This is a genomic window from Mesorhizobium sp. LNHC221B00 (assembly GCF_000502935.1).
GTDB lineage: Bacteria > Pseudomonadota > Alphaproteobacteria > Rhizobiales > Rhizobiaceae > Mesorhizobium > Mesorhizobium opportunistum.
On record NZ_AYWR01000007.1, the window covers coordinates 1 to 12,170 of the forward strand.

Sequence of the window (12,170 nt, forward strand, 5' to 3'; positions counted from 1 at the left end):
AAACGACTCAAAGCACGATGGGCCGATCAAGACCTGCTCAGCCTCTTTACTCATATGCGATAGCCCTACCCGCGAGGGGGGAGATTGGCAGGTTCGGCGCTGCGCTCACCTTACAACAGTATAGATTGGCGAAACCCGAGATAACAGCTGATCTCCCTCCTTGCGGGGGAGATGGCCGGCAGGCCAGAGGGGGGTGCTGTCCCGTCGACGTTGAAGGTTGGCAAGTCCTCTTAAACGACGAAAAAATCCTCGATGCGCTGCCTGGCCTCAAGCAGCGCTGGCAGTATCTCCCGTTCCATTTCCGCAATGGTGAACCGCGCCGATTGCGTCGAGACGTTGATGGCCGCGACCGTGCTCCCTGAGCGGTCGCGGATCGGCACGGCTATCGAGCGCAGGCCGAGTTCCAGTTCCTCGTCGACGATGGCAAAGCCGTCGGCCTTCGCCTTGCCGATGGCCTCGGCCAGCAATTTTTTGTCGGTGATCGTCTTCGGCGTGCGTCTCTCGACGGTTGCCTGGCGGAGGAACGCGTCCAATTCCCCTGGTGTCAGGCCGCCCAGCAGGATGCGTCCCATCGAGGTGCAATAGGCCGGCAGCCTGGTGCCGACATCGAGCGACACGCTGAGGATGCGGCGGCCGGGAATGCGGGCGACATAGACGACATCCGGGCCCGACAGGATCGCCGCTGAGCAGGCCTCGTTCAGCTGTGTCGCAACAGCACGCATGATGGGCGCGGCGAAGCTCCACAGCGAGCCGCCATCGAGCCAGGTGCGGGCGATGGTCAGCAGGCGCGGCGACAGCGAGAACACGCGGCCATCCTGGGTGGCGTAGCCGGTCGCAACCAGCGTCAGCAGGAACCGGCGGGCGCCGGCACGGGTCAAACCGGCCTCCTCCGCCATTTCGGTCAGCGTCATGCCCTGGGGGTGACGCGCCAGGATCTCCATGACGGCAAGGCCGCGCTCGAGCGAGCCGACATGGTCACGGGAAACGGCTTCTTCGTCCATCGGGCCTCCACGGAAGGTACCGTTGCCGAGCTTGACTCCGCATCTTCAATCAGCTTAGAAAGTATCGCATATTAAACATATGTTCGCAATACGAACTTTGTGTACGCGGAGCCGATGCGATGGTCAAGTTCCTGCCGCTCGAACAGGCCGTTGCGGAGAACCTCAACAATGGCAACTCCGTCGCCTTCGAGGGCTTCACTCATCTGATCCCGACGGCTGCGGCGCATGAGGCGATCCGCCAGGGTTTTTCCGACCTGACCCTGATCCGCATGACGCCGGACCTGATCTACGACCAGATGATCGGCATGGGCATGGCCAAGAAGATCATCTTCTCCTATGTCGGCAATCCCGGCGTCGGCCTGCTGCGGCGCGTACGCGATGCCATCGAGAATGGTTTTCCGAGACCCATCGAGGTCGAGGAGCACAGTCATGCCGGCATGGCCAATGCCTATGAGGCGGGTGCTGCCGGTCTGCCCTGCGCGATGTTCCGCGGCTATCGCGGCGCGGGCCTTGCGGAGGTCAACCCGAACATCAAATCCGTCACGTGCCCGTTCACAGGTGAGGTGCTGGCCGCCGTTCCCTCGATCCGGCCCGACGTCACCTTCATCCATGCGCAGAAGGCCGACCGGAAAGGCAATGTGCTGGTCGAAGGCATCATCGGCATCCAGAAGGAAGCCGTGCTGGCAGCCAGGCGTGCGGTTGTAACGGTGGAGGAGGTGGTCGACAATTTCGACGACCTGCACCCCAATCTGACCGTGCTGCCGCGCTGGACCATCGCGGCGATATCGGTCGTGCCGGGCGGCTCGCATCCGTCCTACGCGCATGGCTATTATGGGCGCGACAATGCCGCCTATCTCGAATGGGACGAGATCGCCGCCGATCGGGAAAAGTTCCAGGCCTGGATGCAGGCGAACGTCATCGAAAAGAGCGCCGACGATTTTGCTGGTCGTGTCGAGCATCTGAGGAAAGCGGCATGAGCGACGCTCCATTGGGCTTGGGCTTCACCCCCAACGAGATGATGACCATTGTCGCCAGCCGTGCGCTCACAAATGACGATGTCTGCTTCGTCGGCATCGGTGCGCCGTCCGCCGCCTGCAATGTGGCGCGGCTGACGCATGCGCCCGACATCACGCTGATCTACGAAAGCGGCACGATCGGCACCGCGCCCGATGTGCTGCCGCTGTCGATCGGCGATGGCGAGTTGTGCGAGACCGCGGTCACTACCGTCGCGGTGCCGGAAATGTTCCGCTACTGGCTGCAGGGCGGCCGCATCTCGATCGGCTTCCTCGGTGCGGCGCAGCTCGACAAGTTCGGCAACATCAACACCACCGTCATCGGCGATTATTTCCACCCGAAGACCCGGCTGCCTGGCGGCGGCGGGGCACCGGAGATCGCGACCTCGTCGAAGGAGATCTACATCACCATGGCGCAGAGCAAGCGCGGCATGGTCGAAAAGATCGACTTCTTCACCTCCTTCGGCCATGGCGAGGGCGGCGATCATCGCAGGCGTCTCGGCATCGACACGGCTGGGCCAACCTTGCTGATCACCGATCTCGCGATCTGGAAGCCCGATCCGGTGACCAAGGAGTTCACCGTCGTTTCGCTGCATCCGGGTGTCTCGCGCCAGCAGGTGCAGGAGAGCTGTGGCTGGGTGGTTAAGTTCGCCGAGGCGCTTGACGAAACGCCACCGCCAAGTGAACTCGAACTCAAGACATTGCGCGACCTGCAGGCCCGCACCAAGGCGGCGCATGAAGGAACCGGAAAAACAAGGACTGCATGACATGGCCGAGGCCTATATCTGCGATTACATCCGCACGCCGATCGGCCGCTTCGGCGGTTCGCTGTCCTCGGTGCGATCAGACGATCTCGGCGCCATTCCGCTGAAGGCGCTGGTCGAGCGCAATGCCGGCATCGATTGGCAGGCAGTCGACGACGTCGTCTATGGCTGTGCCAACCAGGCCGGCGAGGACAACCGCAACGTGGCGCGCATGGCGCTGCTCTTGGCCGGCCTGCCGAAGGAAATCCCGGGCTCGACCGTCAACCGGCTGTGCGGCTCCGGCATGGATGCGCTGACCATCGCCGCACGCGCGATCAAGGCCGGCGAGGCGGAGCTGATGATTGCCGGCGGTGTCGAATCGATGAGCCGCGCACCCTTCGTCATGCCAAAGGCCGACACGGCGTTTTCGCGCAATGCCGAGATTTACGACACCACGATCGGCTGGCGCTTCGTCAACCCGGTGATGAAGAAGCAGTATGGTGTCGATTCCATGCCGGAGACCGGCGAGAACGTGGCGGAAGACTTCGCCGTCTCCCGCGCCGACCAGGACGCCTTTGCCGTGCGCAGCCAGGACAAGGCAGTCGCCGCACAGGCCAATGGCCGATTGGCGAAGGAGATCACGGAGGTGACGATCCCGCAGCGCAAGGGCGACGCGGTGGTCGTCTCGAAGGATGAGCATCCCCGCGCCGGCACCACGGTGGAGGCGCTGGCCAAATTGCCGACGCCGTTCCGGCAAGGCGGCACGGTGACGGCCGGCAATGCTTCCGGCGTCAATGACGGGGCAGCGGCGCTGATCGTCGCCTCCGAGGCCGCCGTGAAGAAATACGGCCTGACGCCGATCGCTCGCATCCTTGGCGGGGCCGCCGCCGGTGTCGCGCCGCGCATCATGGGTATCGGACCGGCGCCGGCGACGCAGAAGCTCTGCGCGCGGCTCGGCCTGACGCCAAAACAGTTCGATGTCATCGAGCTCAACGAAGCTTTTGCCTCGCAAGGCATCGCCGTATTGCGCCAGCTCGGCATCGCCGAGGATGCCTCGCATGTCAACCCGAATGGCGGCGCCATCGCGCTTGGCCATCCCCTGGGCATGTCCGGCGCCCGCATCTCCGGTACCGCGGCGCTGGAGCTGCGGGAACGCGGCGGCCGCTATGGCCTGGCCACCATGTGCATCGGCGTCGGCCAGGGCATCGCCATCGCGCTCGAACGGGCTTGACCGCAGGTTTCTCGGCTGGCCAGGATCAAGACCGGATTGGGCACGCCATCAAATTTGACCATGTGGACAAAAGTCCGGACCCGTTCCATAGTTCCCCGTCTGATTTTTAGAACGGCCGGCTCGACACGGCTGTCGAACAGAGGGGACTGCAATGGATAACCGGAAGAACAAATCTCATTTCGCCTGCGAAGGTCTGTCGCGACGCAATGTGCTTGAGCTCGGCGCGCTTGGCCTGGCCGCTGCCATGCTGCCGGGTGCTGCCTTCGCCAAGGACAAGAAGCTGAAGGTGGCGGCGATCTTCGCCACGCCGATCGAGGAGCCATGGGACAACCAGATCCATGTCGCCTTGCAGAAGGCCGAGAAGGAACTCGGCATCGAATACAAATGGTCCGAGAAGGTGCAGACCGCCGATTTCAGCCGCGTCATGCGCGAATATGCGCAAGGCGGCTATCAGCTGGTGCTGGGCGATGCCTTCGCCGCCGAGCGTGAATCGCGCCGCACGGCCAAGCAGTTCCCGAAGACCGCCTGGCTGTTCGGCTCGGGCGCCGGCCCCGCCGATCCCAATTTCGGCGTCTTCGACAACTGGATCCACGAGCCGGCCTATCTGTCAGGCATGATCGCCGGCAAGATGTCGAAGTCGGGTACCATCGGCGCCGTCGCGGCGATGGGCATCCCGGAGGTGAACCGGCTGGTCAACGCCTTCTTCGCCGGCGCCAAGGAGGTCAATCCGAACATCAAGAAGAAGGTCGCCTTCATCGGTTCCTTCTTCGACCCGCCGAAGGCCAAGGAAGCGGCTGTCGCGCAGATCGACGCCGGCGCCGACGTCATCTATGCCGAGCGCTTCGGCGTCATCGAAGCGGCGGTGGAAAAGAAGGTGTTCGCCATCTCCAACATGTCCGACCAGTCGAGCCTCGGCCCGGACACGGTCATCACCGGCCCGGTCTGGGACATGTATCCGACGGTCGAACAGGCGATCAAGCTGGTCAAGGCCGGCGTCTTCACCGCGCAGGACTATGGCGACTTCTCGCGCATGGCCAAGGGCGGATCGTTCCTGGCGCCGTATCACAAGTTCGACAAGACGCTGCCGGCCGACGTGAAGGATCTGGTCGAGAAGAAGAAGGCCGAGATACTCGAAGGCAATTTCCGGGTGGATGTGGACGAGAACACGCCGGTTTCGGATTGAGTTCTGGTCTTTAGGGGTTGGTGCTAGGCCCCCCCTCTGTCCTGCCGGCCATCTCCCCCTCAAGGGGGGAGATTGGCAGCTTCGTCGGCGGCACCCTTATTCGGCGTGGAAAATTGGCGAAAGCCGAAAGTGACATCCGATCTCCCCCCTTGAGGGGGAGATGGCCGGCAGGACAGAGGGGGGCGCCTCGCGCATCCCCATCAATCAAAGCTGGATCACAAAGCCAATTCCGATCAGGAGCATCCTTGTCCTTGCCCGCCCCACTCATCGAAATGCGCGGCATCACCAAGAGCTTCGGCGCCGTCAAGGCGAACGAGGCTGTCGACCTCAGCGTGGCGCCCGGTGAGATCCTTGGGCTGCTGGGCGAGAACGGCGCCGGCAAGACGACGCTGATGAATGTGCTGTTCGGCGCCTATGCGCCGGATGCCGGCGAGATCCTGATCCAGGGCCGGCCGGTGCGCATCACCAGTTCGGCCGATGCGCTGGCTGCCGGCATCGGCATGGTGCATCAGCACTTTCACCTCGCGCCAAGGCTGACGGTGCTGGAAAACCTGCTGATCGGCATTCCCGGCAAGGCGGGGCGGACCGACCGCGCCGGCGGGCTGGCGCGGCTCGCCGAAATCGGCCGCCAACATGGGCTGACGCTCAATCCCGACCTGCCGGTCTCGGCGCTGTCGGTCGGCGAGCAGCAGCGGCTCGAAATCGTCAAGGCGCTGTTTCGCGGCGCCAAGCTTTTGATCCTCGACGAACCGACGGCGGTGCTGGCGCCCAGCGAGGTCGACGGGCTGTTTTCGGCGCTGCGCTCGATGGCGGCGCAAGGTCTCGGCATCATCTTCATCTCGCACAAGCTCAACGAGGTGCGCGCGCTCACCCATCGCTGCACGGTGCTGCGGCATGGCCGTGTCGCCGGGCGCGTCGACGATCCCGCCAACACGACGTCGGCCGCCATGGCGCAACTGATGTGCGGCCACGAGATCGTGCCGCCGGCGCGGGGACCATCGACGCCTGGTGCGGCGGTGCTGACGCTCGACGGCATTTCCACCTCGCGGCATTCGGGCACGGCGCTGCGCGACGTATCGCTTGCCGTGCGCGGCGGCGAGATCCTCGGCATCGCCGGCGTGTCGGGCAATGGCCAGCGGGCGCTGGCTGAGGTGATTTCGGGCGTGCGCGCGCCCGACGCCGGCCGGATGACGATCGCCGGCAGCAAGGTCACGCGGTTCTCGCCGCGCGAGGTGCAGGCTCTCGGTCTCGGCCGCATCCCGGAAGACCGCATGACCACCGGGCTGGTCACCAATTTGCCGCTCGCGGATTCCATGGTGCTGCCGCGCATCGGCACGGCGGCGTTCAGCAGCAAGGGCCTGCTCAAGCCTGATGCGATCCGCGCCTTCGCCGAGGCGCAGATCAAGGCCTATGATATCAGGTGTCCTGGGCCGATGACGCGCGCGGGGGCTCTGTCCGGCGGCAATCTGCAGAAGGCGCTGCTGGCACGCGAGCTCGCCTTCGACCCGAAGGTCTTGATCGTTTCGCAGCCGACACGCGGCCTCGACATCGGTGCGGCTCGTTTCATCCACGAAAAGTTCCTCGACATGCGGGCCAAGGGCTGCGGCATCATCGTCATCGGCGAGGATCTCGAGGAACTGCTGGTGCTCTGCGACCGCATCGCGGTGATGTATGAGGGCCGCATCGCCGGCACGCTCAACAGCGCCGATGCAACGATCTCGCGGCTTGGGCTGATGATGACCGGAGCGGAGGGACACGCCTGATGTTTCGCCTGGAAGTCCGCACCTCGACGCCCGCATGGTTCAACCTCGCTTTGCCGCTGCTGGCGATCGGCGCGACGCTCGTCCTGTGCAGCGGCCTGATCGCGCTGGCCGGCGCCGGCGTGATCGAGGCCTATGGCGTGATGTTCACCGCCTCGCTCGGCGACAGCTATGCGATCACCGAAACCATGGTGCGCGCGGCACCGATGATCTTCACCGGGCTGGCCGTGGCCGTCGCCTTCCGGGCCAAATTCTGGAACATCGGCGCCGAGGGACAATTGCTCGCCGGCGCGGTCGCCAGCTGCTTCGTCGGCGCGATCCCGATGCCGGGACCGCTCGCCATGGTCTTGATGGCGGTGGCGGGCGCCGCCGCAGGTGCCGCTGTCGCGCTGGTGCCGGCGACGCTGCGGGTCAAATTCAAGGTCGATGATGTCGTTTCCTCGCTGCTGCTCAACTCGGTCATCTATTACGCGCTGATGGCGCTGATCGAAGGGCCGTGGAAGGATAGTTTCAGCGGCTATCCGATCTCGCCGCCGATCGAGGATTCGGCTAACTTTCCGGTGCTGATCGAGGGCACGCGGCTGCATCTCGGCGTCATCGTGGCGCTGATCGCCGCGCCTTTGATCTGGTTCCTGATCGTGCGCACGACGCTCGGCTTCCGCATCCGGGTCACCGGCGAAAACCCCGAAGCGGCCCGCTATGGCGGCATCCATGTCGAGCGGGTACTGATCTCGACAGCGCTGCTGTCGGGCGCACTGGCCGGGCTCGCCGGCGTCGGCGAGGTTGGCGGCGTGCATTTCCAGGTGATGAGCGACATCTCGCCGGGCTACGGCTATTCCGGCATTGTCGTTGCCATGCTGGCGCGGCTCAACCCGCTCGGCGTTGTGCCGGCGGCGATCTTCCTGGCCGCCGTGATGACCGGGGCCGAGGCGATGTCGCGCGCGACCGGCGTGCCGGCCTTCCTCAGCGATGTCATCCAGGGCACCGCGCTGCTGGCCATGCTGGTGGCGCTGCTGTTCACCGCCTACCGCATCCGCCGCGTCGGAGTTGTCCGATGAGCGCGGTGTTCGAACAGATTTTTCAGGTCGGCTTCCTGGCCGCGATCATCCGCATCGCCACGCCTTTGGCCTTTGCCACGCTCGGCGAAATGTTCTCCGAGCGGTCCGGCGTGCTCAATCTCGGCATCGAGGGCATCATGCTGCTCTGCGCGATGACCGGCTTCACCGCCACCAGCCTCAGCGGCAGCCTGTGGCTCGGCGTGCTGGTGGCGGTGCTGACCGGCATGCTGATGGGCGCGCTGCACGCGCTGTTCACCGTGGCGCTGGGCTTGAGCCAGCATGTCTGTGGCATCGGCGTCACGCTGTTCTCGTCCGGCCTTGCCTATTTCCTCTACCGGCTGATCTTCGGCCAGCAATCGGTACCGCCCAGCATCAAGGGTTTCCAGACGCTGCCGATCCCGCTGCTGTCGGATGTACCGGTTCTTGGCCCGGCGGTGTTCAACCAGTTTGCGCTCGTCTACATGGCGATCCTTGCCATCCCGCTCGCCGCCTTCGTGCTCTACCGTACGCCATGGGGCCTGTCGGTGCGCATGGTCGGCGAGAACCCGCGCGCCGCCGATTCGGCCGGCGTCAGTGTCATTGCCACCCGCTTCCAGGCGGTCATCCTCGGCGGGGCGCTGATGGGGTTGGCCGGCGCTTTCCTGTCGATGGCGCAGTTCAACGCCTTCACCTTCGGCGTGGTGTCAGGACGCGGCTGGGTTGCGATCGCGTTGGTCGTCTTCGGCCGCTGGGATCCGTGGCGCTCGGCGGGCGCGGCACTGCTGTTCGCCTTCGTCGATGCCTTGCAGCTGCGCATGCAGGCGAGCGGCCTCGGGCACATCCCCTACGAGGCGTTCTTGATGCTGCCCTTCATCTTCACCATCGTTGCGATGGCCGTGATGTCACGCAACGCGGTGGCGCCATCGGCGCTGTTGAAGCCGTTTCGCAGGGAGGAGCGTTAGACGAGTAGGGGGTCCTTTCCTCTCCCTCCGGAGGGGGGAGAGGAAGGGCGCCAGGCTGTCGCCTCACATCGCCGTAAAACCATTGTCGACGAACAGATGCGTGCCGTTGACGAAGCTCGATTCGTCGCTGGCGAGGTACAGCGCTGCCTTGGCGACCTCTTCCGGCTCGCCGATCCGGCCCTGCTGCGCGGCTAGCGCCGCATCGGAGACATCGATGCCGAGCCTGCCGAGATCGGCGACCTCGCGCAGGCCGTGCGGCGTGCGGATGAAGCCGGGGCAGACGGCGTTGCAGCGGATGTTGCGGTCGCGGAATTCGACGGCGATGGCGCGGGCGAACATGTGGCAGGCGCCCTTGGTGGTGTCGTAGAGCACCTCCATCGGCGTCGCGGCCACCGCCGAGATCGACGAGGTGCAGACAATCGAGCCGCCGCCGGCCGCGATCATGCCGGGCAGCACAGCGCGCGTCATCAGGAACATCGAGCGGACATTGACGGCGTGCAGCCAGTCCCATTCCTGGACCGTTGTCTCCAGGAAGGGTTTGATGACGATGGTGCCGGCGTGGTTGAACAGCACGGTGACGGGGCCGAGCTTTTCGGTCGCCCCTTTCACCGCGGCCTCGACCTGCGCTTCGTCGGACACGTCGGCGACGAAATGCTCGGCTATGTGTCCCCGCGCACGTATCGCGGCCGCTGTGGCGGCTGCCGCCTCGCGATTGCGGTCGATGATCGCGACCTTGGCGCCTTCGGCGGCAAATAGTTCCGAGGCCGCTCCGCCCATTCCCGTGGCGCCGCCCGAAATGATGGCGACCTTGCCGGCCAGTCTCGTGCCCATTTTTCAGTTCCCCATGGTTGATGGTCTTCGTGTGCTCGGGCGATGCTACCGTGCGCGCAGCGGGCGGCCAATGGACGAATTGGGCACAGCGGGAACAAGGACATAGGTCCGTTCGGTCGCTTCGCGGCAATGCGAACGCCCCGCCGATCCATCGCGCTGACGAGCGCTCTCAGCAATCCGCAACCAATCTGTCGTCCGAAATAGGAAAATAATTCTGCTTTTGGCCAAAAAATAGCAATCGACAAAGTCTACAAGTTTTATAGATTAACCGGCGAGACGGAGGTCGATATGTCCTATATCCAGAACGCTCAGACTGACAGCAGCGGCCAGAGAGTGGCCAATGCCCAGACCTTTCGCCCGGCCTATGCCGGCGCTTTCGCCTATCTCGTCTTTGCCCTTGCGTTCGTGTTCACCGGGGCGGTCGTTCTCGGCCTTATTCCCTGAGCTTCAGGCTGGCCCCGAGACATTAGACTGACGGGGCTAGTTGCCCCATATTTTCAGGCAATCGGAGTTGAATGAACCGGATTCCCGGCGCGCTTGCGCGCGGCCGGGATTCGAACTTCACCGCATCCATGATTCCAGAGATGGAGGAGATGAAATGCCGATCGAATTCACGCATGTACCCGGCAAGACCGCCGATGCCACGGCGCCCTTCTTCTATGATTTCGCCGAGACGGCGACCAAGCTCGGGCTGATCGAGGATAGCGGCTTCCGCAAGATCGTCGTCGACGATTCGGCAGGGCTGCTGACCAATATGGATCTCGCTTCCCAAGTGCTTAACCGCACCGCTTCGCTGGAAGTGGTGCTCACCCACTGGGCCGGCGTGATCGAACCGACGGTGGCGGCCCGCCAGCTGGCGTCGATCGACAGGGAAAGCGGCGGACGGCTGGCGCTCAGGATGATCAGCGAGCCGTTGAACGATGACGATGCCGAGGCACGTCCGGTCGGACATGGCGTCGTCTGGCAGCGCATCGACGAATATTTGGTGCTCTTGAAGCGGCTGTGGTCGAACGACCGGCCCATCGACCACGAAGGCGCCTTCTACAGCATCAAGGGCGGCTATGTGCCGCGCAAGGGCCCTCACGGCGCCGACCTCGTCATCCGCATGGGCGGACAATCCGGAACGGCGCTCAAGGTGGCCGGCCGGCATGCCGATGTCTTCGAACTGGCGCCGGGCTCGATCGATGAAATCAAGCAATTGATGGAGCGGGCGCGCGGTGCTGCCGCCGAACATGGCCGCGCCGGCAAGCTGCGCTTCGCGCTTCCGGTCCGGATTCACCGGGGTGCGTCCGCCACGGGCCACAAGGCGGTCGACCTGTCCGGGCCACCGGCTCAGGTCGCGCTGTCGCTGCTTGCCTATGCGGCTCTCGGGATCGACGAGTTCATGATCGTGGGCGTGGACACGCCGCGCGAGATCGCGACGGTCGGCCGGGAAACGCTCGCCTTGCTGCGCAATTCGTTGGCGCGTCGCGAAGATGACGCATTCCAGCCCGGGGCGTATGCGTCTCGCACAGGGCCGGAGACTCGCGCCGCAGGTTGAGGTTCATCAGCCCTTTGTTGTTGCAGGCCTGTCGCCAAGCCGCGACAGGCCGTCGATGACGGCGGCTGAATCGGCCAGCGCGCCGAAGACGCCATCCTCGACCGTCACCATGTGAAGCGCCGCCTCGTGCGCTTGCCGGTCACCACTAGCGCAGGCGTCCGAGATCGTCAGACACTGAAAATTGCGGTCGCAGGCCTCGCGCAGCGTGGTGTGGACGCAGACATCGGTCGTGCATCCGGAAAACATCAGATGCGTGATGCCTTGCGCGCGCAGCACGAGCTCGAAATCCGTGTAGGTGAAGGCGCTGTTGCAGGTCTTGTCGACGATGATGTCGTCAGGCGCGACATCGATCTCCGGAACGATCTGGAACCCCGGACCCGAGCGCAGCAGGATGTCGGTGCCGTCGAGACCGGAGCGCTTGCGTCGCCATTTCTCGTAGGGCGTCATGTCGGCCATGTCGGCGCGGTATCCTTGCCTGGTGTGGATGATGGTGATGCCGGCTCTGCGCGCGGCTGATATCAGCCGGTTCACGGTCGGCAGGATCGCCCGCAGCGGTGAAGGGTCATATCCCTGCTTGGCGAAATAGCCCGTTGTCGACAGGAAATCCTGCTGCAGGTCGATGACGACGAGCGCGGTGTTTTCGGCGACCAGCATGCCGTCATAGGGGAAGTCGAAGGGCGTTGCCTTGATCATCGGTGGCTCCCTGTTTTCGACCAACCATAATGGTTCAATGCGCCGACACCAGACGCTGGGCTTCATTACGCGTGTTTGCGCCTCTCCCGCTTGGCCCGCGTCCGCTGATCATCCGGTGCACCTCCTGTTTTCTCAGGATCCGGTCGCGATATCGGCTGTCACGACGAATTGTTGAC

Annotated in this window: 12 protein-coding genes; 9 read left to right on the forward strand and 3 right to left on the reverse strand. The window is 64.4% G+C overall.

Going from position 1 to position 12,170, the window contains the following annotated elements:
• Positions 1-230: 230 nt before the first annotated feature.
• Positions 231-1,001, reverse strand: a complete 771-nt coding sequence (locus X741_RS155375) for an IclR family transcriptional regulator (protein ID WP_023777516.1) — start codon at positions 999-1,001, stop codon at positions 231-233.
• Between the two features lie 119 nt (positions 1,002-1,120).
• Here X741_RS155375 and X741_RS155370 point away from each other — a divergent pair, with 119 nt between their 5' ends.
• From X741_RS155370 to X741_RS155340, 7 genes are all read left to right on the forward strand, one after another.
• Positions 1,121-1,978: a CoA transferase subunit A gene (locus X741_RS155370; RefSeq protein ID WP_023777517.1), complete on the forward strand. Its 858-nt coding sequence runs from the start codon at positions 1,121-1,123 to the stop codon at positions 1,976-1,978.
• The gene (locus X741_RS155365; RefSeq protein WP_023777518.1) at positions 1,975-2,781 is read left to right on the forward strand and encodes a CoA-transferase subunit beta; all 807 of its coding nucleotides are present in this window, start codon (positions 1,975-1,977) and stop codon (positions 2,779-2,781) included. Before X741_RS155370 ends, X741_RS155365 begins: the two co-directional genes overlap by 4 nt.
• A 1-nt stretch (position 2,782) precedes the next feature.
• Positions 2,783-3,988 carry a 3-oxoadipyl-CoA thiolase gene (gene pcaF, locus X741_RS155360; RefSeq protein WP_023777519.1) on the forward strand — a complete coding sequence of 402 codons (1,206 nt, stop codon included), beginning with the start codon at positions 2,783-2,785 and terminating at the stop codon, positions 3,986-3,988.
• A 151-nt stretch (positions 3,989-4,139) separates the two neighbouring features.
• Positions 4,140-5,171 carry a BMP family protein gene (locus X741_RS155355; RefSeq protein WP_031249973.1) on the forward strand — a complete coding sequence of 344 codons (1,032 nt, stop codon included), beginning with the start codon at positions 4,140-4,142 and terminating at the stop codon, positions 5,169-5,171.
• Positions 5,172-5,422: 251 nt separating this feature from the next.
• Positions 5,423-6,934: an ABC transporter ATP-binding protein gene (locus X741_RS155350; protein ID WP_084018517.1), complete on the forward strand. Its 1,512-nt coding sequence runs from the start codon at positions 5,423-5,425 to the stop codon at positions 6,932-6,934.
• On the forward strand, positions 6,934-7,989 hold the full coding sequence (locus X741_RS155345; RefSeq protein ID WP_023777522.1) for an ABC transporter permease: 1,056 nt from the start codon (positions 6,934-6,936) through the stop codon (positions 7,987-7,989). The genes X741_RS155350 and X741_RS155345 overlap by 1 nt, the downstream gene beginning before the upstream one ends.
• The gene (locus tag X741_RS155340; protein WP_023777523.1) at positions 7,986-8,930 is read left to right on the forward strand and encodes an ABC transporter permease; all 945 of its coding nucleotides are present in this window, start codon (positions 7,986-7,988) and stop codon (positions 8,928-8,930) included. Before X741_RS155345 ends, X741_RS155340 begins: the two co-directional genes overlap by 4 nt.
• A gap of 63 nt (positions 8,931-8,993) precedes the next feature.
• On the opposite strand, the gene X741_RS155335 is transcribed toward X741_RS155340, so the two are convergent.
• Entirely contained in the window at positions 8,994-9,761 is a 768-nt protein-coding gene (locus tag X741_RS155335; RefSeq protein WP_013892353.1) for an SDR family oxidoreductase, read from the reverse strand.
• Positions 9,762-10,049: 288 nt separating this feature from the next.
• On the opposite strand from X741_RS155335, the gene X741_RS1000000168190 reads away from it, so the two are divergent.
• Both X741_RS1000000168190 and X741_RS155330 read left to right on the forward strand, forming a co-directional pair.
• The gene (locus X741_RS1000000168190; RefSeq protein WP_023765981.1) at positions 10,050-10,205 is read left to right on the forward strand and encodes a hypothetical protein; all 156 of its coding nucleotides are present in this window, start codon (positions 10,050-10,052) and stop codon (positions 10,203-10,205) included.
• A gap of 154 nt (positions 10,206-10,359) precedes the next feature.
• Positions 10,360-11,301, forward strand: a complete 942-nt coding sequence (locus tag X741_RS155330) for an LLM class flavin-dependent oxidoreductase (RefSeq protein ID WP_023777524.1) — start codon at positions 10,360-10,362, stop codon at positions 11,299-11,301.
• A gap of 6 nt (positions 11,302-11,307) precedes the next feature.
• On the opposite strand, the gene X741_RS155325 is transcribed toward X741_RS155330, so the two are convergent.
• Positions 11,308-11,994 (reverse strand): isochorismatase family cysteine hydrolase, encoded by a 687-nt coding sequence (locus X741_RS155325; protein ID WP_023777525.1) that lies wholly within the window; start codon positions 11,992-11,994, stop codon positions 11,308-11,310.
• Between the last annotated feature and the right edge of the window lie 176 nt (positions 11,995-12,170).

Bases quoted from the DNA above. Each gene is read 5' to 3' on its own strand.
- X741_RS155335 (WP_013892353.1), bottom strand. From the start codon at position 9,761: ATGGGCACGAGACTGGCCGGCAAGGTCGCCATCATTTCGGGCGGCGCC.
- X741_RS155330 (WP_023777524.1), top strand. From the start codon at position 10,360: ATGCCGATCGAATTCACGCATGTACCCGGCAAGACCGCCGATGCCACG.
- X741_RS155345 (WP_023777522.1), top strand. From the start codon at position 6,934: ATGTTTCGCCTGGAAGTCCGCACCTCGACGCCCGCATGGTTCAACCTC.
- X741_RS155325 (WP_023777525.1), bottom strand. From the start codon at position 11,994: ATGATCAAGGCAACGCCCTTCGACTTCCCCTATGACGGCATGCTGGTC.
- X741_RS155370 (WP_023777517.1), top strand. From the start codon at position 1,121: ATGGTCAAGTTCCTGCCGCTCGAACAGGCCGTTGCGGAGAACCTCAAC.
- X741_RS155365 (WP_023777518.1), top strand. From the start codon at position 1,975: ATGAGCGACGCTCCATTGGGCTTGGGCTTCACCCCCAACGAGATGATG.
- pcaF (WP_023777519.1), top strand. From the start codon at position 2,783: ATGGCCGAGGCCTATATCTGCGATTACATCCGCACGCCGATCGGCCGC.
- X741_RS155355 (WP_031249973.1), top strand. From the start codon at position 4,140: ATGGATAACCGGAAGAACAAATCTCATTTCGCCTGCGAAGGTCTGTCG.
- X741_RS155375 (WP_023777516.1), bottom strand. From the start codon at position 1,001: ATGGACGAAGAAGCCGTTTCCCGTGACCATGTCGGCTCGCTCGAGCGC.
- X741_RS155340 (WP_023777523.1), top strand. From the start codon at position 7,986: ATGAGCGCGGTGTTCGAACAGATTTTTCAGGTCGGCTTCCTGGCCGCG.
- X741_RS1000000168190 (WP_023765981.1), top strand. From the start codon at position 10,050: ATGTCCTATATCCAGAACGCTCAGACTGACAGCAGCGGCCAGAGAGTG.